This window comes from Bacillus litorisediminis (genome assembly GCF_022808645.1).
GTDB classification, from domain to species: domain Bacteria; phylum Bacillota; class Bacilli; order Bacillales; family JC228; genus Bacillus_BF; species Bacillus_BF litorisediminis.
This window is the reverse complement of record NZ_JAKZKT010000051.1, coordinates 1-22,775: the sequence shown is the minus strand read 5'-3', so window position 1 is coordinate 22,775 and position 22,775 is coordinate 1. Positions and strand designations below refer to the sequence as shown.

Annotated in this window: 22 protein-coding genes; 4 read left to right on the top strand and 18 right to left on the bottom strand. The window is 37.2% G+C overall.

All coding sequences use genetic code 11. The annotated features are described in order from the left end of the window. Window positions 1-606: 606 nt before the first annotated feature. The 10 genes from MLE14_RS19060 to MLE14_RS19015 form a co-directional block, all read right to left on the bottom strand. Window positions 607-1,056, bottom strand: a complete 450-nt coding sequence (locus tag MLE14_RS19060) for a DUF1569 domain-containing protein (protein WP_243300035.1) — start codon at window positions 1,054-1,056, stop codon at window positions 607-609. A 231-nt stretch (window positions 1,057-1,287) separates the two neighbouring features. Next, on the bottom strand, window positions 1,288-1,431 hold the full coding sequence (locus MLE14_RS19055; protein ID WP_243300034.1) for a hypothetical protein: 144 nt from the start codon (window positions 1,429-1,431) through the stop codon (window positions 1,288-1,290). Between the two features lie 243 nt (window positions 1,432-1,674). Next, on the bottom strand, window positions 1,675-2,139 hold the full coding sequence (locus MLE14_RS19050; protein WP_243300033.1) for an immunoglobulin-like domain-containing protein: 465 nt from the start codon (window positions 2,137-2,139) through the stop codon (window positions 1,675-1,677). Between the two features lie 56 nt (window positions 2,140-2,195). After that, window positions 2,196-2,555: a hypothetical protein gene (locus MLE14_RS19045; protein WP_243300032.1), complete on the bottom strand. Its 360-nt coding sequence runs from the start codon at window positions 2,553-2,555 to the stop codon at window positions 2,196-2,198. A gap of 1,274 nt (window positions 2,556-3,829) precedes the next feature. Next, window positions 3,830-4,645, bottom strand: coding sequence for a BsuPI-related putative proteinase inhibitor (locus tag MLE14_RS19040; protein ID WP_243300031.1), 816 nt, complete (start codon window positions 4,643-4,645; stop codon window positions 3,830-3,832). 194 nt (window positions 4,646-4,839) lie between these two features. Further along, window positions 4,840-5,301: a GNAT family N-acetyltransferase gene (locus tag MLE14_RS19035; protein WP_243300030.1), complete on the bottom strand. Its 462-nt coding sequence runs from the start codon at window positions 5,299-5,301 to the stop codon at window positions 4,840-4,842. A gap of 43 nt (window positions 5,302-5,344) precedes the next feature. Then, the gene (locus tag MLE14_RS19030; RefSeq protein WP_243300029.1) at window positions 5,345-5,719 is read right to left on the bottom strand and encodes a DUF3139 domain-containing protein; all 375 of its coding nucleotides are present in this window, start codon (window positions 5,717-5,719) and stop codon (window positions 5,345-5,347) included. Between the two features lie 373 nt (window positions 5,720-6,092). Continuing rightward, window positions 6,093-6,653, bottom strand: a complete 561-nt coding sequence (locus MLE14_RS19025) for a GNAT family N-acetyltransferase (protein WP_243300028.1) — start codon at window positions 6,651-6,653, stop codon at window positions 6,093-6,095. Window positions 6,654-6,956: 303 nt separating this feature from the next. Further along, complete coding sequence (locus MLE14_RS19020) at window positions 6,957-8,363, bottom strand: aldehyde dehydrogenase (protein WP_243300027.1); 1,407 nt, start codon at window positions 8,361-8,363, stop codon at window positions 6,957-6,959. A 13-nt stretch (window positions 8,364-8,376) separates the two neighbouring features. After that, complete coding sequence (locus MLE14_RS19015) at window positions 8,377-8,706, bottom strand: ArsR/SmtB family transcription factor (protein ID WP_243300026.1); 330 nt, start codon at window positions 8,704-8,706, stop codon at window positions 8,377-8,379. A 424-nt stretch (window positions 8,707-9,130) separates the two neighbouring features. Here MLE14_RS19015 and MLE14_RS19010 point away from each other — a divergent pair, with 424 nt between their 5' ends. Then, on the top strand, window positions 9,131-9,352 hold the full coding sequence (locus tag MLE14_RS19010) for a dihydrofolate reductase family protein (protein WP_313897787.1): 222 nt from the start codon (window positions 9,131-9,133) through the stop codon (window positions 9,350-9,352). A 39-nt stretch (window positions 9,353-9,391) separates the two neighbouring features. Here the strand turns inward: MLE14_RS19010 and MLE14_RS19005 are convergent, their stop codons facing one another. The 4 genes from MLE14_RS19005 to MLE14_RS18990 form a co-directional block, all read right to left on the bottom strand. Further along, window positions 9,392-9,952, bottom strand: coding sequence for a DNA-3-methyladenine glycosylase I (locus MLE14_RS19005; protein WP_243300025.1), 561 nt, complete (start codon window positions 9,950-9,952; stop codon window positions 9,392-9,394). 855 nt (window positions 9,953-10,807) lie between these two features. Continuing rightward, entirely contained in the window at window positions 10,808-11,266 is a 459-nt protein-coding gene (locus MLE14_RS19000) for a DUF2269 family protein (protein WP_243300036.1), read from the bottom strand. Window positions 11,267-11,280: 14 nt separating this feature from the next. Beyond that, entirely contained in the window at window positions 11,281-12,009 is a 729-nt protein-coding gene (locus MLE14_RS18995) for an NAD(P)-dependent oxidoreductase (RefSeq protein ID WP_243300024.1), read from the bottom strand. Between the two features lie 341 nt (window positions 12,010-12,350). Further along, window positions 12,351-12,683, bottom strand: coding sequence for a winged helix-turn-helix transcriptional regulator (locus MLE14_RS18990; RefSeq protein ID WP_243300023.1), 333 nt, complete (start codon window positions 12,681-12,683; stop codon window positions 12,351-12,353). Window positions 12,684-13,090: 407 nt separating this feature from the next. Here MLE14_RS18990 and MLE14_RS18985 point away from each other — a divergent pair, with 407 nt between their 5' ends. The 3 genes from MLE14_RS18985 to MLE14_RS18975 all read left to right on the top strand — a co-directional run bounded on the left by MLE14_RS18985 (window position 13,091) and on the right by MLE14_RS18975 (window position 16,072). Further along, window positions 13,091-13,945 (top strand): cell division protein FtsZ, encoded by an 855-nt coding sequence (locus MLE14_RS18985; RefSeq protein WP_243300022.1) that lies wholly within the window; start codon window positions 13,091-13,093, stop codon window positions 13,943-13,945. A gap of 246 nt (window positions 13,946-14,191) precedes the next feature. Beyond that, complete coding sequence (locus MLE14_RS18980) at window positions 14,192-15,193, top strand: LLM class flavin-dependent oxidoreductase (RefSeq protein ID WP_243300021.1); 1,002 nt, start codon at window positions 14,192-14,194, stop codon at window positions 15,191-15,193. 159 nt (window positions 15,194-15,352) lie between these two features. Then, window positions 15,353-16,072 (top strand): gamma-glutamyl-gamma-aminobutyrate hydrolase family protein, encoded by a 720-nt coding sequence (locus MLE14_RS18975; RefSeq protein WP_243300020.1) that lies wholly within the window; start codon window positions 15,353-15,355, stop codon window positions 16,070-16,072. A 153-nt stretch (window positions 16,073-16,225) separates the two neighbouring features. Here the strand turns inward: MLE14_RS18975 and MLE14_RS18970 are convergent, their stop codons facing one another. From MLE14_RS18970 to MLE14_RS18955, 4 genes are all read right to left on the bottom strand, one after another. Continuing rightward, window positions 16,226-18,673 carry a hypothetical protein gene (locus tag MLE14_RS18970; protein WP_243300019.1) on the bottom strand — a complete coding sequence of 816 codons (2,448 nt, stop codon included), beginning with the start codon at window positions 18,671-18,673 and terminating at the stop codon, window positions 16,226-16,228. Between the two features lie 29 nt (window positions 18,674-18,702). After that, entirely contained in the window at window positions 18,703-20,781 is a 2,079-nt protein-coding gene (locus tag MLE14_RS18965) for a hypothetical protein (RefSeq protein WP_243300018.1), read from the bottom strand. A 329-nt stretch (window positions 20,782-21,110) separates the two neighbouring features. Further along, window positions 21,111-22,133: a S8 family peptidase gene (locus MLE14_RS18960; protein ID WP_243300017.1), complete on the bottom strand. Its 1,023-nt coding sequence runs from the start codon at window positions 22,131-22,133 to the stop codon at window positions 21,111-21,113. 270 nt (window positions 22,134-22,403) lie between these two features. Further along, window positions 22,404-22,550 (bottom strand): hypothetical protein, encoded by a 147-nt coding sequence (locus MLE14_RS18955; protein WP_243300016.1) that lies wholly within the window; start codon window positions 22,548-22,550, stop codon window positions 22,404-22,406. Window positions 22,551-22,775 lie beyond the last annotated feature (225 nt).

Genomic DNA, 22,775 nt, shown 5'->3' with positions numbered 1-22,775 from the left:
AAGTGTCTATTGTACGCCATTCTGTTCGAAGACTAGAGAACTTAGGATATAGTGTGACAATAACAGAAGTCTCTTAATTATGAATCCGAATCCAGGACATCTTATTTAGGCGCATCTTTTAAAAAAATAAAAGAGCTGCGTCTATTTTAGTATTGCCTTTTTTGTGAGGTTGTAGAAGTTAATTTTCATGGTAGTTCAATTAGGTTCCGTACTTCTCTCAATCTCGTTTAACTTATTTAAAAAATTCTTTATTGCTTGTCAAGCATAACTAAGCCAAATTCCTCTTTTTCATATCTTTTACATAGATTCCTAGGTCATTTATTAAACGCATTTGACCAATCCTACCGTATTATTTAACATCTTTATTCAACTAACCTGCTCCTTTATTTCAATAAAAAGGTGCAAGCTCCTTTCTTAAAGAAAAGCGCGCCCTATTCTAGAAGATAATTATGTAAGATAAAGGATCGAAAGATGATAAAAAAAGTATCCTTTAGTTGAAGAAAGAGTTTTCTTTTTAACTATAAGGTAATTATTTATTTCTTAGCCGTAAAGGCATTTCGTTACTTTTCTCTTTGGTCAACTTTTATTTATATTTCTAAAAACTAACTATACTCCAAACTGTTTTAAATGATGGTCAAGGTGCTTGTATATTCCTTTTCCCCACTGCTCGGAAGTAAGTTTACCGAAAAAAGGATGTGGATGAGTCGTACACTTCTCTGAACCATTATTTTGGAAAGTTATAATTTTTTGTTTCAGTTTTTCCTTCTCTGTTTCAAATTCTTTTTCATCTACAATCAAAATGGTCGGAATTGTGGACATATTTTGGGCTAATGGCTTGTCGTTATAAAAAATTGGTTTCACAAAGTTTCCTATTAATATTCCTAACCAACCTCTCGCTGGAAAAGAATGTCCCATTGCAATGTCTTGAAAGGATGAGCAATGTGCTAGCATTTGGGCAACATCCATTTTACCCCATTTGGGTTTTGAATTTGGGCTTAATTTGTCAATACGGTTTAAAATTTCATCTGTATGCAATTGATTAAAAATATTTTTCAATTGTGCATCTCCCTTTACCAATCTACCTGTGCATCATGACAATAAATCCATTTATTCTGTTCTGCTTCTTTAAATAGCAATTTTCTCCAAAATCTCAAAACAATAATAATCCAATTTTGTTCAAAAATCTTATTCCATTAAATGCCCGATTGTTGAAAAAAAGCTAATAACGATTGTTCAACTAAACTGCCCTGTTAGTACAAAAAGCATACTTTAAAGAAGGAGCTATTATTATGTTTCTTTTTTATTAGTTAATTCTTCACGTAATTTTTTTATCTCTTCTGTTTGATCTAGGATGTTATTATTTATTTTTCTTAAAGCATCGTAAACTGCAAAGATCCCTGCAAATAATAACAAACCAATTAGTAAATCCATTTTAAACATTCCCCCATCATTACAATTACAATTCCTGAATCGAATACTAAGGAACTAAAATAAATTTTAACATTAAATCCCAATTGAAAGTTCAATATTCAAAAAAATTCATAGAAAAAGGTCGTCTTCAATGACGACCTTTTTAAACAATCCTGCCCCTTTAGTACAATAACCTTCAACAAAAAAAGCGCTAAACTTCTATTAGATCAGCACCTGATACTTGAATAAGAAATTATATATCTTTTATTCCTTAATCTCAAATTCAGCCGCAATAACAAAGTTTTCTGATTCATCATTAAAACTTTTTGGTATTCTGTACAAACCTTCTGTTAATTTATAGTCCAAGAATTCTAGTGGTATCCTTTGTTCAACGCTTTCACCAGGCTTTATCGTTAAGCCTATATCATTGAAACCTAATTCTTTATAGGGAATTAGATACCATTTTCCTTCCACCAGCTTTTCAATATACCTTGACTCTCCAAAATTCACATCAGATGTTCCATTATTTTCAAATTTTAATATGATTCTTTGGACTGGAAGTGTATATATTTGATTGTCAGTGTAAATTTTCATACTTGTTTTGTTCTTATTAATTTCGCTCTCCAAAACATTATACTTAGATTCAATATATAACCCAGAAGTACCTGAACAAGCAGAAACCCAAACTAATACTCCAATTAGAATAATAATTGTTCTTTTAACTCTCATAATTCACCAAATCCCTTCTTAGGCTAACTTGCTTCGTTAGTGAAAGAAGACACAATTTATTTGCCGGTAAATCCTTTCCCAACTACTGTTTTTTTATCCAAATCAACAAAGACTACAAGTTTTCCAGAAGAGTCAGTCTCGGTGTTATTAAAAGTAACAGCATACACTTGATTCTTGTCATAGTTCTTATTAATTGACTTTTTAATATCATCATTAACAGGTACTTTCTCTACGATTGAATCCTTAGGGCTTGCTGGAATTAAATCTTTTTCTTCATCAGTTAGGTTATTGAAAGCTATCATCTCAATCGGCAATTGATTCTCGGATGCATTATAAAAAGAAGCAATCCCTATAACTATGAATAATAAAATTATCCCTAATATCCCCAAAATCACCCATCTAATTGATTTCTTCACAAATACCCTCCCTTTATATCAGAGCAATTTTATTCATTTTTCTATAAAAACCACTAAGATTCTTCAACAATCCTTCCCCATTAGTTTCAAGAATGGAAATATTCCATTGATTCTGTACAATGATTGTAATCATTTTTCTTGTAATAATTAATACTGTCATCACTTGGCCATACAATAATAAATTCATATCTTTTTTCTTTAGCCCATTTATTTATAGTGGTAAGAAGCACGCTCCAATCCCCATATTTCTAAATTCTTTAATGGTATATACGTTTGTCATATAAGCAAATGGACGTGTAATTCTACCAGGGCGTGGTACTTTTTGTATTAATTCTATTTAAATATGTGATACAACCATTTTCCTCCGCGACCCAAATAAACCATTGATCGCTATTAAGTGCATTCTCTAAAAAAGATTGGCATTCCTTTTAAAAATCATCGAATGATGCGCATATTTTACTTTCATCATATTCAATTGTAAAATCCCATCTCATTCTAATTAATTGCTTAATGTCTTTTACTTCTGCAAGTCTTATATTCATCTATAAATCCTCTCTTTTATAATTTCCCTATCTGTCACTAACTTGCTCCTTTAGTTTGTAGATTGAACAAGAATGACATTAAGCTTTTGAGATAATGACAACCGGCCAAGGTCATTTTTGATATGTCTTTTAACTTTGTTTTAGATATTTTTTGACGTCTTTTTCATTTTCGATAACTTTCAGGAAACGCCATTCAATCACCTCATATCCCTGGAAATGTATTTCTTGAGAATTAAAGAGTTAAAAGAAATATAGTCCTGATTTTTACTTGCCCTTTCATCACTAAGTTAGCTGGGTTAGTAAAAGTACATTCTGCATTAGAACCTTTCTTGATTTCTCCGTAATATTAAGTAAATTAGAAGGGTAATTGGTCCGGTGAAGATAGTTAAAAACCAAAATATATGTCTCTTTGCCCCCATAAAATATTTATCAGAATCATAGAAAACCCAAATTGCCATTACGAAGAAAATGGAGAATAAAAAAGCAATTTCAATCTGATACCCACTAAAATCTGTATTACCTGCCGCAAACCAACCACTCATGAACCCTTTCCGCCTTTCTTAGAAGATAACAAGTGTTCCAGTAATGTTAAAGGTTATAATTGAAAAGATGCATATAACCATAAGGCGAGCAGGAAAATTATTCCTTATTTAAGTTTACCATAGTTCGCATACTTTCGTTATTTGGAAGTCTACATAAACTAAAAAAGGAGCAGTTTACCTGCTGCTCCTTTTACACTTGTTCTAATTTAATCGGCATTAGTTGAGTTTGTGATCCGTCTTTGGCACTCTTCGCATACAACATTAAATGGACTGCGCCATTTATAGGCAGTTTTTCCTTTGGTATCGTTACTTCAATGGTAAATGGCGACCAAGCGGGAGCACCATGCTCTACTTGAACCGTTTTTTCTTCAACGAGGAAAGTATGTCCGTCTTCTACACTGTAGTAGAAGACACCTTCAAATACTCTGGCTTCTCCTGTTACAGCATAGGTTTCTCCTTGTTTATCAACTTTAATGTTTCTAAAGGCTTCATTTGCTGTTTCTGCTGCCGGCACTTTCAATATCGTTTCACCAATATAATTATCGATTTCCGTTCCATTCATTTCTTCGACCATTGCGGTTACAGATACAATATATTCCCCTTCACTAATACGTTCCCCATTGAACATAAGATCCCACTGTTCCAACCAAGTGATTTTATCATTAGCTGGTATGGTGATCGTTTCTAGGCCCATAGTAAATATTTTATCGATTGAATACCGATATACTTCTTCCCCAGCTTGATTTGAAACAACAATTTCGTATTTTTGGCCGGAGGGTACTAGTAACTCAATATCCTCATCACTCATATTATTTAGTTCTATTTTAAATTCTGCTGCGTCTCCAGATATATATGCTTCAGATGATAATACTAAATCGTCTTGATCAATTACCGGGGTTTCTGGTAAATTTGGTTGGTCCCCCGTATTTCCTTCGTCGGTTCCTGCAGTTCCACATGCTGCTAACATGAGAGCGGATAAAACCCCTAAGATAAGCTTTTTAAACATGAAATCGTCCCCCATTCTCTATTTTTCTATATATTAGACGGTAAAATAATAATGGGGGTTACATTATAATTGCCCAACTATCCTGCCCCTTTTTAACACATTAAGAAAAATGCAGCCTAATCTGCGCAGCAAACTCTGGAACTCTAACTACCTTTAGTTAAAATACATTTCCTATTTGCACATTTCAGCTGAATCTACTTTAATTTTTTTAGTAGTTTTACATATTCACCATATTCGTCTTCACCAATAAATAATACGTTTGTAAATCCCTTTTTTTCATATAGATGTCTGGCGTTTAAGTTATCTGTATCAACACCAAGTGCTATTTCTTCATATCCAAGTTTTTCTGCATAATCAATCAAATAATCAAGAATTATGCCACCTATTCCACGATTACGATATTCTTTTTTAACAATCATACGAGATAGATAGATTCGTTTATCTGGAATAGTATAATCTGGATCTTTAGTTCTAAAAACTAACGAACCTTCTCCTATAAACTCGTTGTTCTCTAAATAAATAAAGGTAACTCTGTTTCCGCTTACTAATTCGTCATAAAACATCTTCGCCATTTTTGGTCTCTTTTCCATATCCCAAATATTACTGCACTTATAATAGTCTTTGGGATGTAATTTCTTTATTTGATATGAAGTCATAGCCAGGCCACTCTCTTTTTTTAAAGAGTAATATCATTTACATTTATTCATAACTCCCATCACCTGGACCTCGATACTCTATAGGAACTGAATCATGTTTGCCCTCGTAAATCTTAGTTCCATTATTCTTTCGAATCTCTTGTAACGCCACTTTTTCAGCAGTGGTAATAAAATAGATATACTCAACCTCTGTTTCATCCTTAAAGACAACTGAAATATCAAAATCTCCATGCTTTTTATCATATATAGGAGTTAATAATTGAATGGCTTCCTCTAATTCACCCATTTCAGTTAAATGAGCTTCAACTAATTCAATTCTTTCTTGTTTTTTGATAGGAGAACCATAGTTAAATAGATAATACCAACCCCCAATCAAAATGACTAATACTGCTGTTAAACTAATAATCCATTTATTCATAACATACTCCCCTTTTTCATAAATCTTCTTCTACAATCTTGTCTCGTTCGTATTATTTCCGATAACGTAATATTAACATAATATTCCAAATTGAACCTCTATAATTCGAAGTACGTAAAAGAAAAAAGTCGCCATAATTGCACAATCTTCTTATTCAACTATCCCCCCGTTTGTTGAATAAAAAGTTCAACAAAAAAGTGCGGACATCCTCCAGGATATCCGCACCCGCTGTCTTATAACAAGAATCAATTGTATTTCATCTATTAGAAAATATGTTTTCCTTGCTATGTTAGTCTTAAAATGACAACGAACTTCGACTCTAACCATGCCATTAAACAAGGCTGAAGTACTTCAAAGCCAGGAGAAGAAACCACTACCCTTCCTCCTTCCCACCTCCACGAAACGATAACCGGTGAAATGTATTGATATACACAAATAGTTCTTCTCCAGTTACCTTCCTGGATTCAGCAATAAGAGGAAGATACATGGCATGGTAGGTTTCAGGCACCCAGATGTAGTGATGCACATACTCTGTGAGAAGAAAACCGCATGATTGCCAAAAGTGGATACGCCTTTTATTTTCTGGTGTATTCTCTGACTCTACCTCAATAATTAATTTCTGATACCCCTCTTCAACAGCTTTCTCTCGCAGGTAATCAACAAAGTGTTTCCCAAGTCCATGGCCTCGCTCTTTTTCGGTCACTGCCAAATAATCAATGATCATCACGCGGTCAGATACAAGCTTCCCTGTAAGAGCCATAACAACTGCTACCGACTCGATGTACCCGACATGAAGCTCAGCAATTCCTTGTGCAAACATATTTTTGATGATCTTAACCGGTTTAGCCCCCTTATCTCCAAATGCATCCAAATAGAGGGAGCTCACGTCCTGCCAAAGCTCATCGTCCCAAATACCAACGGTTTTAATATTCATAAGGATTTCTCCCATCTAACTTGTTGTTTCTGTTTTAGTACCAAGTTCAGGAAATCATGGATTGAGCAAACGCAGTTAAATAGGTGTTATTTGATTTATCTAGCTTTATTGCATATATTCAACAAATGGGCATTTTAACTAAAATAGGACGGTAGATCCTGTCGTTTCACGAAAGCAAATACATGATTATAAAATTAAGAAGAGATAGCCCTAATAATTAAGTTTTTTGAATACCTTTAACTCAAAAATAAAAGAGTTGCAATCAGCTCGCTATCGTAATTCTTGCAGTCTAATATAGCAACTTTATTTCAAAAAGCGACGAACGACTTTTAAGTTTTTATCATGGTAAGGCGGGAACAACAGTGGCATATTTATTTTAGTGCTAGTTTTGAGAATGCTTTTTTCGTGTGAAAAAGTAGTAAAACTATAATGACCATGATAAGCCCCTATTCCAGAGTTGCCAACACCTCCAAAAGGCAATTCAGGGTTTGCCAAATGCGTTACCGTATTATTGATACTTACCCCTCCAGAGGAAATTTCCGATAGCACTTTTTCTTCTACCTGGTTGTCAGATGTAAAAAGATAAAGGGCCAGTGGTTTAGAGAGTTTGTTAATGGATTTAATTGCATCATCCAAATCTCTGTACGTTAAAATTGGAAGAAGCGGTCCAAATATTTCATCTTCCATTGATGCAGAAGTCCAAGTGGCATCGATCAATGTTGGTTCAATAAAACGTGTATGCGAATTTGTTGCTCCTCCAAAAATGATTTGATCCTTATCTTTTTCAAGGATCGTTTTTAACCGGTCAAAATGTCTTTTATTTACGATACGACCAAAATCGGTGCTTTGTTCAATATTTGCTCCATAAAAGGCACGAAGGGTTTGTATCATTCCATCAATCAGTTCTTTTTTTACATCCTGATGTACCATAAGATAATCAGGAGCAACACAGGTTTGTCCTGAATTTAACGTTTTACCCCAGATGATTCGATTGGCAGCGATTTTTATATCTGCACTTTTATCAACAATAACTGGGCTTTTCCCGCCTAACTCAAGCGTAACAGGCACAAGATTTTTGGCAGCTGCCTCCATTACAATTTTTCCTACAGGAACACTCCCTGTGAAGAAAATATAATCAAATGGTGCATTGATTAAAGATGAGTTCGTTTCAATTCCGCCTTGGACAGAACGTATATAAGATTTGTCAAAAATGGTTTCAATCATTTCTGTAATGACGGCAGAGACATTGGGAACCACTTCTGAGGGCTTGAGAACTGCGCAGTTTCCGGCAGCAATGGCACCAATAAGGGGTTCTATCAAAAGCTGGAACGGATAATTGAATGGACCAATAATTAATACTGTCCCGTAAGGTTCGTACATAATGATGCTTTTTGACGGAAACAACATGATTGGTGTCTTTACCTTTTTTGGCTTCGCCCATTTTTTTAAGTGCTTCATCATATGGGTAATACTGTTTAACACAAATCCAATTTCTGAAGTGTAGGATTCAAAAGGATGCTTCCCTAGATCTTCCTGAAGAGCATTGGTGATTTTTAATTCATATGTTATGATTCCTTCTTTTAATTTTTCTAATTGCTTCAACCGAAAATCTATATTTTTTGTTTGGTTGGTATTAAAGAAATTTTGATGTTCCTTCAGTATATTTGCTACATTTTCTGAGTTTAATTCCACATTATTCAAGAGACTCATCTTCCTCCTCACTTCATTTCCGGGTATCATGGTTATGACTATTTTTCACATCATGTTCTAGACAGTCCGTTAATTCTTTTAAAAGCTGAATCGTCTGTTGCAACGAAGCGGAATAAATTCGTAAAGTCCCTTTTTGCTGAACTTTAATCAAGCCTTGTTCACGTAAAAGCTTAAGATGGTGAGAAATCGCAGGTCTCGAAAGACTGGATTGCTCTGCAATTTCATTAACAGTTAACTCACGTTGTTCACACAGTTTCACAATAATATTTTGTCTATGCGGATCTTTTAAGGTTTCAAATATAGGAATACACTTTTGGAAAATTTGTAACGACTTTGTACTCATATTGTTCCTCCACAGTAAAGAAGTTAACAAAGGGTTTAAATGTTTAAGCTTTTAAACATTTAAAAATAAAATATACATTTTTATTCCTATTGTCAATCAGTAGGTTTATTTTATACGGGAGCTATTAAATTGCTTGTTCTGATAAAAAGGATGGGTATATTTATATCTGTATAAACCTTGACTACGTTGTACGCAGTTTAAATCTTTATTCTAATTACCTCATTCATTGGCATGCTTGCAAAGTCATTGGGCTTCCATGTTTAAAGATCCCCATGCACCGAAAGAGATGAAGGCAGCAGCCGAAGGTCTGACTAACTTGACGAAGGTCGTCTTTTCAAAAAAACTGAAAGAAGTTAATCATACTTATTTGATGGCAACCCTTGTGATGCAGTACGAAGTCTAAAAGCTCGAGGAAGGTTACGGTATCTTGATCATGGGCAGCGGCACGATTGTACAAAATTTGGCGAACGAGGGGTTGATTGAAGAATATGTGTTTTTCGTCACACCTGTTGTTGCAGGCAATGGAAATCCGCTCTTTAAACAGGTGAGACAATTTGGTCTTACGCTAAAAGAGACGACTGCTTTTAAGTCTGGAAACGTTATTATGCGATATGAATTAAAGAATATTCGAACAGTACCCTTGTAACTTTCATTGTGGTTACAAGGGTATTGTTTTGGAGCATTCTTATTTGCATTTTGAACATATGCAGCTTTTGACGTGGTCATTCACAACACCTGTTGCCTGTAAATAAGCATAAATAATAGTCGTTCCAACAAATTTAAATCCTCGTTTTTTTAAATCCTTGCTGATCTGATCACTTAATGCCGTATTCGCTGGAACCTCGCTAAGATTTTCCCAACAATTGATAACCGGGTTTCCATTCACATAGCCCCATAAGTACTCGCTGAAACTTCCATATTCCTTTTGTATTTCCTTAAATGCTTTGGCATTAATAATAATAGACTCTAATTTTTTGCGGTTCCGTATCAAACCTTCATTTTGCATAAGTTCATCAATTTTCTCTATCGGATAGTCCACAATCTTATCAACATTAAAACCGTCTAACGCAGCCTGATAATTCTCGCGTTTCTTTAAAACGGTATACCAGCTCAATCCTGCTTGAGCTCCTTCTAGTATAAGGAGTTCGAACAGCTTTTGGTCATCATAGACAGGCACTCCCCACTCCATATCATGGTAATGGATATATAATGGATCTTCATTAACCCAGCCACAGCGATTATCCATAAGGTAACCTCCCCATTTGATTAGTTAGATCATATATCTAGATTAATATCACAAGATTGTATTGGTACTATAAAAAATAGTATATAGTCCGATTTCCAAAATTTTATTAAACTTATATTACTTCATATTTTATATTAGAAAGCGTGGAAGGCAAATGAAAGATGCACATGTATTAGGAGGAACACAGTCTTTCTCAATGATAATAAATGTTTGGGACTTAATAGACTCAAGCTCCCCGACCTGAGCCATAAAGCCTCGCCTTGCAGTATAAATAAAAATCTGGATTCAGGTAATCGATAGTAAATTGAATATAGCTTGTGAAGAACTATACTTACACTAACTAGCAGGTGAGTGAAATAAGAAACACAAACGTTAACCTGTTCTTCTCAATAAAAAATGGCAGGACTGATAAAATTCAGCCTGCCATTTTTTATTTATGGTCAATTTAATCATACCATTTTTATACAATTAATTTCAGTCTTTTTCTTTTTATTTTTTTATAAAAATTGTATAGTGCTTCATAAAGAATGAACCCGTTTTGAACAATCCTTTTCAAAACAGGTTCATTTAATTTAACATAAAATGTAGATTTGCGGGGTGTTTTTAATCAATTTTTATTTTAAAGCAACATTGATAATAACTCGCCTAAAACAGATTTTATTGGGAAACTGCGAATTTCTATGATTCTCCCTTCAAGGTTGACCCCCCATAATATCACTTCTTTACCATGGGGATCGTTTGTGATCTGTCGAGAAGGGATAAATTTGAAAAAATGGCTCCCTTCATTATCATAGATCCACGGATTCTGATGCGTTAGTGGTTAAAATGTGGTCAAGTCGCTCCCGATCGGCTTCTTTAAAATGGCTTAACGACCATAAGCACCAATATGGCAATCATCAGCAGCTGTGCCGCCGTCTCGATTGGTACGATCTTTTTCATCAACAGTCCGAACTCGACGGGTATTTCATTACCCTGGTCTTGACTTTCAGATACGATCTTTATGATCTTTTTCATACGCGGCTCGATCAATCCGTCGATCATGACGACCATGAGCAGCGATAAAAGGAAGGATACATTCAGCCACATTTGAGATAACCCCATCTTGGTTATGATCATAAGCCAAACCCCGGTTATAATAAGTACGGCACCGCCAATTTTAGGTATTATGGCAAGCTTGGTCGTTATACCAAAAGCAAAGCGCAGCTGACCAACGGTTCTAGCGGATCTTCGAATGATGGGCATTACGAAAGCTGGACCAATTATGGAGATCGAAGCCAATATATGCAAAACGAGCAGTAATCCAAACAAACCGATTATCTCCCTTCTCCTCAGTGCACCAGAATATCGCTTTGATAGGCAAGACCGACCCTTTTTCTTTTAAACGATCCCCCGAGCTCTATATGGTCCAGCATACATTTCGCGACATCGTCATAAGCAACATCCAGCTCTTTAAGTCGGCTGAACAAGTGACGGGCTATATCTGCCTTGGAATATTCCTTGATCATCTCCGGAATCGGAACGGGCAAGGTTTCCGTTGTTACATGCAGATGAACCGGATCTGGATGCTCTATCGAATCAATCATTGTTCCCGGACACATAATGGACCAATCGAGTTGAGTCTGCTGTAGCCGTTCGAAATTCCGGTTGTGATTTTTATACTCAGGAGGGAAGCCGGGTAAATTGTTGCCGATAAGATCGGTATCTGGAATATCCAGCAGTCCGGCTCCTCCCATTATCCATACCCGCCCAGAGAAACTAGGTTGCAATTCACATTGGGTTATAATGTTATCGACGATACGAACAAACTCTTCTCCCTGGCCCGCATGGCCGGCTGCAATAATAGCGGCGTCTTGATGCGCGAGCGCCTCACCGACGCTGAGCGGGTCCATAATATCGTCCACGATCACCTTCACATGCTGTGCGGAATGCTCACCTAGTTGATCATAAAGCTTCTCAGAATTTCTCACAAATGCGGTCATTTCATGCCCCATTTTTATCCCTTGCGCCAACACTCTTTTTCCTGTATTCCCCGTCGCTCCAAAAACAATAATTTTCATTGTTCTTTCCTCCTCTTAAATGGCTCCTAATATTTGGTTAACTCAAGCTTAGCATCGTTTTAATACTATGATAAGAACCCACTTTAAAGTAAGGTACTTACTTAAAAGTAAGCATGTCAGAATGGGATGACTTAATTGCTTCACGCGGAGTTCGGGAGGACAGGAAATTTCTAAAGACAGATTGGCGACAATCCTACACTATCGGGAGTTTTATTAACTCAAACCCGAAAATTTATGCAAAACAGGAGTGCCGACTGTAGGTAAACAAAAGCTGCCCGGTATCCCGTGGCAGCTTTTGTTTTGAGTTGATTGAATTAGTGTACAGGTTCATTGAACCAGCTTTAAGACGCTGATTCTTTATATTTCCGCTTATTATGATTTTCTCCCCAAGCACACATGACTTCTGCTACAGGGATCAATGTTTTGCCGTATTCACTAAGGGAATATTCTACTTTTGGAGGGATGGTAGGGTGGATCGTTCTATCGACTATGCCTTCTCGTTCCAAATCTCGGAGATGTTGTGCAAGCATTTTTTGTGAAACATCAGGTATAAGTTTTTCCAGTTCGTTGAATCGCTTATTTGATTCAATCAAATGCCATAAAATCATTGGCTTCCATTTGCCACCTAAAACATGAATGAGTGTCTCAACTGGACATTCACGCTGATGAATCATTGATAAATCATCCCCTTACTTTTAAGTAAGTGCATTATCTAAAGTAGACACTTAACAAAAGTTTACAAGAGATATACAAACAAGTCAATCAAATGAAACTAGAAAGGATAAAAAAGGATTGTAGAAGTGGCTTTCAGGAACAAATATAGATCTGGGCTTTTACGATTGCCGAAATTAGTTGCATGGTAGAAAATAGGTGGGTGTCCATCTTTTTTGTAACGCTTCATTTTTCAGACCTAAACAGTTCATTAAATAAACTAATCAAATATTATTCAACATAAATCTACCAATATTAGATGAGCTACAGAACTATTCTACAAAACTAGTGAATTTTCATAACACCGTCTGACAAATTTTTTGAGATTCTTTTTTTATAATGATGAAAAATGGCTTTTAGGAGACGGATTATGGAAACAACTGAAAGTATTTATCAAATGAATAGCGGTGTTCGCGAATTGGACAAGACTAGTGCAGAGCAGGCTGGGTTAAATGATTTATGTTTCTTTCGTTTTATTGGAGGTAACTCTAGCGAGACGGATGAGCTGATTAACGAGCTGCGAGAATTAAAAGAAAAGCATGAAGTGTTAATTGGAATCTTCCGCTTTCCATTTCGTTTCGAGGGTAAAAAAAGGTTCCAAACGGCTACTATTCAATATTTTAAGATGAAAGAAATTTGCGATGCCGTTATTTATTTTCATAGCGATGCCCTTATGGAAATGATTGATAAGAGCACTACGATACGTGCTGCGAATTTAACATTTAATTCAATTGAAGAGCATACCATTAATGCAGTAAAACGTATCATTGAAGAAACTGGAGATGTCAATATTGATTTTCAAGATATTAAGACTTTTATAGAGAAAAATAAAGGACCTTTATTTATACATATGGTTGAAGAAGAATCATTTGACGAACCGTTGCGGGATTTAATCTCGACTCCTTATCTCCCTAAGGATTTTACAGATGCTAAACAACTTATTATTAATATCGGGTATACACAAGATGTCGATATGGAGACGTTTCGCCAGATTAATTTGCGCCTGCATGATCTTTTTTCCAAAGCGGATCTTTTTAAAATCGGTTCGTATTATATAGATGAGCCAGGAAAGCACTTCAAAATCACCTTATTAGTTAACGGTATCAGTGATCCAATAGAAGTACCCGAGCATTATAAAAAGCTCTCCAGATTTAAAGACTTACTGATAAGATTGCAAAGATTTACTGAAAAAGGAAGAAGAAGATTTAAGCTTTTGAGAAACTGACCTAATATTAGGTCAGTTTTTATTTATTGTATTAACAGCAATGAGATCGTCCATTGTTAAACTCGTATAACCAATGCTAAATACCTGAATCCTTTCATATAATAGTACATAATCTAGATGATTAAGAAACAGGTATGCAGTATACCATAAAACTGGTATGAGACATAACGGCGAGCATTTAGTTTTGAGTCCCATTCTAAAACTGCTACTATAAAATTGAACTCTTTGATGAAAGGATCACTTAAAATGGCAAATATACAAATACCCGTTTCTGTCTTAAATCTCGCACCAATTCGTGAAGGTCAAGGGCCAATAGAAGCAATTGAAGCAATGGTGGATTTGGCGCAAGCGACAGAGAAAATGGGGTATAGACGTTATTGGATTGCTGAACACCATAATACGTCTACATTGGTGAGTTCAGCGACAGCAATCTTAATTAAACATACTTTAGAACATACAGAACAAATTCGCGTAGGCTCCGGAGGGATTATGCTGCCGAATCATTCCCCGCTGGTCGTTGCAGAACAATTCGGAACGATGGCCACGATTTACCCGGACCGGCTTGATTTGGGACTGGGGCGGGCTCCAGGTACGGACATGCTCACTGCAAGTGCACTCAGAAGGTCTAAAAATGATTCAGTCTACACTTTCCCTGAGGATGTTAAAGCACTCTTACAATATGTTGGACCAGCGGAACAGCAAGGGTATGTGAAAGCATTTCCGGGAATTGGAACTAATATACCGATCTATATCCTAGGTTCATCTACCGATTCCGCTTATTTGGCAGCTCAATTAGGTCTTCCATATGTTTTTGCATCTCACTTTGCACCTAGATACATGGAAGAAGCAATCTCGATTTACCGCAGGAGATTCCAGCCTTCTCAGTATTTGGAATCTCCATATATGATGGTTTGTCTCAATGTAATTGCAGCTGAAACGGATGAAGAAGCGAAATTTGAGTCAACCACCATGCAGCAATTTTTCTTAAATGTTGTCCGTGGTTCACAAATGAAATTAAGGCCGCCAGTTGAAAGCATGGATCACATCTGGAGTCCGGCTGAACAAGAAATGGCTCAGGCAATGACAAGTGTTACCTTTATGGGAAGCAAAGATTCAATCAGACAACAGTTGACAGATTTCCAAGAAAAATACAATGTTGATGAAATCATGGCTGTGACTTACATGTTTGATCCAGAAAAACAGAAACGTTCTTATCAGATCTTGAAGGATATTGTTGATGGAAAGTAAAACTCCTGATAATCACCCCTGTTTTGAATAACAGGGGTGTTGTATTTATATCGAACCAAATTTAACTGTTTAATGTGTTAAAATAAACGTATTAAAGATTGTGAACAATTGCACTTACGTACATAATGATCAATCAGCTATCTTGAAAGGAAGATATTAATGAAAAAGCCTATAATTGGAGTTGTCCCATTATTCGATGAGAAAAAGGATAGCTATTGGATGCTGCCCGGTTACATGAAAGGAATAGAGGACGCTGGAGGGATTCCGGTTATGCTCCCGCTTACAACGGACAAAGACATCATTTCTTCACTTGCTCTTGCATATGATGGTTTTCTTTTTACTGGCGGTCAGGATATCAATCCCGAATTATATGGCGAGAAAACAGAGGTTGTTTGCGGAGCGCCTTGTGAAGAAAGGGATGTAATGGAAAACATCCTCTTTAAACAATGCATTGAATTAAATAAACCTGTATTTGGCATTTGCCGGGGAATCCAGCTTTTTAATGTGCTATTAGGAGGAACACTTTATCAAGATATCCCGACTCAGATGTCCTCAAATATAGTCCACACCCAGAAGCCGCCATATGATGTACCGGTTCATAGAGTAATAATCGAAAAAGAAACTCCTCTGTATGACATTTTGGGAACTGAATTTTTGATGGTAAACAGCTACCATCATCAGGGAATAAAAACATTGTCTCCTCACCTGCTGCCTGCTGCAAAAGCGGATGATGGATTGATTGAAGCTGTCTATATGCCAGAGAAAAAATTCGCAATGGCTGTACAATGGCATCCAGAATTTAATTATAAAGTAGAGGATACTAGTTTCCGTTTATTTGTGGAATTTGTGAACTCCTGCAAAATTGTGCAGACCATATAATAGAAAAATGGCTTTGAGGTTTCTCGAAGCCATTTTTATCTTACTTTTATCATTTTATTGTATTCTGGTTTTATGTTAATTAAAAATTACTGAATAGTAAAGTTAATCCGACAGTATACGGACAGTGAATCAATATCACTGTCCGTACAATTTTTACTTCGTTTTTATTTCATTGGATGAAGCTTCTCCTATCCCCACATGAACACTGGAGGAAGGATTCTTCATTTCTTTCTGCGCTTTATCTTTGAGTTGATTTGATAATTTTTCACCTTCAAGCACAATCCTCCGCAATTCAGATGCGTCATCAATTTCCTTAGTTGTGACAGAGTCCGCAGCACTCGTTGCGCCCTGCATTACTTCAATATGCGTACCATCTGTCGGCATAAGTTCATACCAAGTTGCCAGAGAACGGAATGGCTCAGGTGCCTCCTGGCCCGCTTTAGTGAGTGGCGCGACCTCATCCACAGATCCGATCACTTCACTTCTATAAGTGTTTAATTGATTTACGACTTCATCGAATTTGTCTTCCTCCTCTTGAGAAAGCGGAAGGGCTACAGACTTTCCAAAGATCCAGCGAAGTGCATGGTGCTCCATTCCTACCCTGACAGGTAGATACAGCTTAGCCCAGCTGGCATTGATAAAATCAGACGGATCCACTGTTGGTTTTCGCATTTCTCCGCCTGACCACCAGCTCGGATAAGCAACAAAAGCGGCGCGCTCCCAATCAAACAGCCTTTGCCAGTAATCAATTTCCCAAAGCTCATTGCGAACCCCTGGAACAAAATATTTTTCTATAACCTGACTAACCATCTCATTGACTGGACTTAGAGTCTCGACCATTCGCTTCTCGAAAGCATCCGCTTCATCATTGGCTTGAGCTAGCGCAGCATCACGCAGATCAGTCCACTCCTTTAGTCTTATCCGATAATCTGCCAAAGCGTCATTATAGATCGTATTTTCACCTGTCTGTTCGGTGATAGTCGTATTTTTTGTGAAAGTGGCACCCACTTGATAGGAAATACCAGGTCCCATTATCCACATTTTTGCACCAATATGAATGGTAACACGTAATACCTGGCCACTGGAACCTTCAGCGGGATAAGGCATTCCTACAACCCATCTGCTAACATCCTTTTGCTCACGATCTGTAATTATTTGTATCTTGATATTAGGAACTTGACCATCCCATGAAAAATCCGAAGTAAACGGAATATCGACTTGATATTCAGCACTCATATCACCGCTTAGTCCCCATTTATCCGCTTCTCGAATACTAGAATAGAAGATTTTTGTCTCTGTCTTCGTCGTAGTTGGAGAACCGCTTGAACCAGGTGCTGGAGGTTCAACTGGCATCGGCGGTAATTTTTTTAATGACTCATCAATAATATATTGTCGCCCCTTCTGAATTTTTTCAAAAAATTTTATAGCAGGATTTTCTATGTTCGGTGCCCAGCATAGTCGTGCTCCATACCGCTCCTGTGTCATCTGCAAGCGTTGAAGTACCTTAAAATAATGTAAGGTAATTGGTGTGGTCCGATTTGGATTTCGAATAATCCGCTTGGAAGTCGACTCAAAGCTTTGCTCACTAACAATCCGAAATGTCGTCTTATGTTGGGTCCGATACTTTCCAGCAACCTTGGAACTTGCAGACTGACTATCCTTAACAGAACGCCTCATAGTTTCTTGATGGGCTTCGGTAACACTTCTGGATTCATTCAAAGTAAAATTAGCGTTTACCTGTCCATACATGGTTTCAGGAGAAGTGTATTGTGCACCGACTCCCCAGTTGAGTCCCCAGGAATCTGTCCTGCTCTTTTGCCGTTCATATCCTTCCTGGAGTTCTGTACTATACGTACTGGACAATTCTACATCAAATTGATTCTCCTGTTCATTCTGTTCCTCGAATGTAACTTCTTTCTTTGTGAAGGTCTTTTGTTCTAATGTTACTTCTTCATCAGGTGCTAAACTTAAGGAGTACACATGCTCTCCTAATCCAAATCCGACTGGGCGGATTCTTGTACGGTCAAGAAATAGAAAGCCAATCTCTGATTGAAGTAATCCTGAAATAAACTCTAATTCTTGCTGACTAAGAATTGTGGGCTTTGTATAATACTGTGTTACAAGCCGTTGCCTGCTAGGTTCCAAGGGAGCAGTTGTAACAGATAATTTCTGAGCAGCAGAAGACAGTAACTCACGATTGATTCCGTTTATCTTTGGAGAAAGTATTTTATCTTTTACTTCCTGTAGTGTTGTTCTGATTTCGATTGGGTTTTGTTCTATAGTATTTGTTTTTAATAATTCGGGGTTGATTGGAAGTGTTGATTCTAATCGTTCTTTTGCCGTATCCATTTTATTTTTATTCCATAATTCAGGATAGCCAATATCCTTAAGCATGTTTTGTAAGGAATTTAAATTCATTACTCCATTGTAGTTTAATTCTAGGAGCCTTTGTTTGTTGTAAAATGGTAAAAGTGGTGTGAAGCCATCATTAAACGTTATCTGAAACGGAACAAAATAGTTAGAATAGACAAACCGATCCGAGTACTCTGTTTTAAACGACATTACTTCATCATTAATGTCTGGAACGTACTTATTTGGCATCTTTGTTTCCTCCCCTGTCCTTAATTTGGTTAATTATTTGATTTTAAATCAGCCTCTTTCTTGAACAGCTTTGCAATACCGTCGTAAGTTAGCTCTTTAGAAAGAATGTTCCAACCCATACCTAGGGCCTCTTCTAATGCCGTTTGACGAATGACCGTCTCCCGGATTGCGTGCCAAGTTAGCCTTTCAAGAGCTTGCTTAACTTCTTCTGGCGCCTTTCCTTTACCTGCCTTTGCATATTCTTTATCTAACTCATCCCAGTTTCCACTGAATTTTTTCCCAAGGTCAGCTTTCACTTTTTCCCACAACTTTTCAAATTGATCTGAATTTGTTGATGCTGTCCAGTCTACATTAATTACTTTTTTGATGTTTGGATCAGCTATAGTGAGATCGGTCTGTAGGTCCCCTGCAGTGGTACTTCCCTTTAGACCAAAATGATCCTTAAGAAATTGTTTTATTGCCTTTTCTGTACGAGCAGAAGGATCCTTTTCAACTCCTAATCTATCAAGAACGTCAGGATGTTTTGATAGCATCTTAGCCACAGTTTGATCAAGAGAGTTTTGCGCCTTTTTAATATCATTTTCTGTTGCACCTTTGTCTAATTTCAGTAATTCGTCTACAATAGTTCTCAGTTTTTTTTCGGTACGAAACCAAGCACCTGGGGAATTTTTGGTAATTAAAGCAGTGACATGAATGGCCATACGTTTATGAATTAATTGACCTAGTTCCCTTGGGTAAAACCTTTTTTTACTCTGACGCAATTCTAAAAAACAATCATACGCTATTTTCTGAAGTAATATTTGGAAATTAGATTCAAGGCTCTGCTCAATCATTTGTATTTGCTTGGCTTTAACTGCAGCTTCCTTCATTGACATTTTGTTAGGGCGTCTGCCTCTCTCTCGGAAAAACTTATCTGCATTGTCCAAGATATAATCTATCGCTTCCCCCCTTGTATAACCACCCAATTTGTCTGAATTTGCCGCCATAAACACTGGCTTACTGTCTTCGAAAATAATGATTCCAAAATCTCTAGGCATTCTGAACCCTTGAAATGCTAACTCGTAAGGTCCATTAAACACTTGAATAAGACTAAGATTTAGATGAGTAAGAATCACTCTACCTTCTTTAAATAAACTATCTATTATCTTCGGGGGAAAAAGCGTCCTTAAAACGTCCATTCCCACAGTCGGTATTTCATCAATCATATTTCTTCCGATAGCCAGTAAGAGTTTTGCCATATCTTCGATAATCTCTTGTGATTTTGCAGCAGTGCTCCGAATTGATCTGAACAAAAGGGGTGCATGGTCTATGGCCTTTTTCCCGATAGTTCTCAGGATTTGTCCCAGAGCTCTAATACCTGTTAATAACTGCCAAAGGTCACCTGCAATTCTCCCTAGGTGGCGCCCTGCATCAAATGGCTCATGATTTTCAAGGTGTTTCTCGAACTCAACGTTCCACTCATTCCATGTGTTGACAACTTCAGAAGGGAGACGGGATATATCCAATTGCTCTACTAAACTATCTAGCAGGCTGCCAATCATTTCTGCCTGATTATGTAAGTCTGCAAGTCCAGCCTCAGGGTCCGTAACTAACCTTTTAATGGTTTTCATTTGGTATTGAGCTAACTGTAACAAAAGTTTTCCCATTTCGATGATATCCACCACAATTGTCGCAAACGATTCTCCAATTCCAACAACACATCCCGCTAAGACACCAGCTGTATCACTCCCATCCCAGTCCCTGTAATAGCTGATTTCGTAATTTGAAACGTCGAGTTCGTTTAAATAAGAACGGAGAGCCCCATCCTCATCGATTGTAGAACTGGTTAAATCAAAGAATTTCTCTGCGTACCCCCGCTTGGATAGAAGAGAGATAAAATCACTGATATTGCTTGAGCCAATATGTCTTCTTAGGAACTCAAGTATATTTCTCCTTGCCTGCCAAGGACTTAAGCCATCTCTCAGCCAATATTCAGCTACTAAAACAGCTAGTTCTACACGCGGGTCTATCGTACGAGTACCATATACCTTTTTTAGCGTTTCATCAGGGATTGCTGGAACAGAAAAATTGTTTCTTGGGTCTAACACTACCATTCGTTTATCTTCCATATTTTATATTTCACCCCCTTGCCGGAAACAACCTCAACCTAATTATGAACGAAGTACTATGATGTCCTGCACATACAATGGAAATTATATGTAACGTTGGAAAATTATATTAATGACTATTTTCCTATTTCTAGGGTTCTATATTATTTTTTTCCTACAAAACAAGAAACGGACAGTTTCTTCACTGCCCGTTCACATACCATATTATTTTATTGTAATTCCTCAAATGGATAAAAAACCTCCGTTCCATCTTTTAAAACAGCACTTAACTGCTCAGCTCGAAAACATTCTAAAATATAAAGAAAACTCCGCTCGCAGCGGAGTCCCTTTTAATATTTTACAACCACCGTCTTCTTTGGAAGATCTAGGCTTTCTGATTCAATTGTAATCGTTATTTCTTTTCCCGTTCCTGGCTGATTTGGCTCTTGGGCGGCTAGTCCTGTTAGATTTAAAAATCCATTTCCTTGTGCTTTTTTATCGAGACCTAAATCCTCTGCCTGTTTCACTAATTGAGCGTAGAGCTCCGCTTCGGTCAGTTCCCTGCCAAATTCCTGTTCAGCAATAATTTTGACAAGTGCTGCTGCACCGCTTACGTGCGGAGTCGCCATCGATGTACCGCTCATTTTGGCATATCTTCCGCCTGGATAGGTAGAGATTATTTCAACCCCTGGAGCAACCAGGTCTATTTCATCGTTCGTATTAGAAAACTCAGCCAAATTTTTATTTAAATCTACTGCACCGACCGCGACAACTTCCGGATATGCCCCCGGATAATCCATTTCATCTGTATCATCGCGCCCATCACCACTATTACCCGCTGCACAGACTACTAATATATTATGTTGTACAGCCTTTTGGATCAGCCGGTGTTCCTCCTCATCGTGAGGACCGCCAAGTGACAAGGAAATAACAGATACTTTTTCTCCATTTGGCCCCTGCCAATTAATCGTATAATCCAGTGCAGCATTGATCCATTCGAGATTTCCTGCTCCGTCCGCATCTAAAACCTTAAGAGCCAGAACACTAGCTTTTGGAGCAACTCCTACAACACCCGAATTATTTAAGCTCGCTAGTATGGTTCCGGCAACATGGGTACCATGACCATTATCATCTTGGAAATCACCCGTTCCTGTAAAATCCTTTCCATCAATGATCCGATCCTTTAAATCAGGGTGCTCTTTATCGATGCCAGTATCCAATACGGCAACGACAATCCCTTCCCCGTGTTTTCCTTTTTCCCATGCTAATGGGGCTTGAATTAAATCAATCCCTTCTGGAATACTCTCCTGTTCCATCTTCTTGTCCAAAATCTCTAGAACTGTGTAAGGAATTAACTGCTTTTTCTTCGCCATTAGAATTTCCCCTCTCTAGATATTTTTTTGGAGCTTCTCTAGCAGAATAACATGGTCACTCCAACAGACGGCTAACCCATCAGCATGTCGTCAAAAGGGGTCTACTCCCCTTTTTACTAATATATCAAAATCTTACCAAATAGTTGATAGAAAACTGAAAATTCAGTTCTTTTGTCATGCATTCCATTCGCTGATAGCTTGCTTTTTTACTATTTATTGAACCTAAATAGAAAATCACCTCATAACAAGAGGTGATTTGTCTGTTTTTATTCATTTCAGAAGTTTAAACAAAAAAGGAACATCTCCTAACCAATAAATCAAAATGGCCATAATCACTACTAAACATAAATAGATAGCAAATGCAATGTATTGCTTTTTGGATTCCCCCATATCATCACCCATAAGTAGGATTCCCATTTTATCCCACTTTATCCTTTCCGAACTTTGCGTCTCTGGATTTAGGAATAAGGTCAATCAAAAGGGTCTTATAAACAGATTTCACGCTTTATCAACGGATTCGGGTTGGCCCCCTAATTTTGGACACGAGCTTTCGTTTTCTCGAGTTTTCTTAGTTTCTTGTTTTAAGTCAACCTTCTTCACCTCTTGGCATTATAAGTGATGTCACTACAGCGTCAAGCCCAC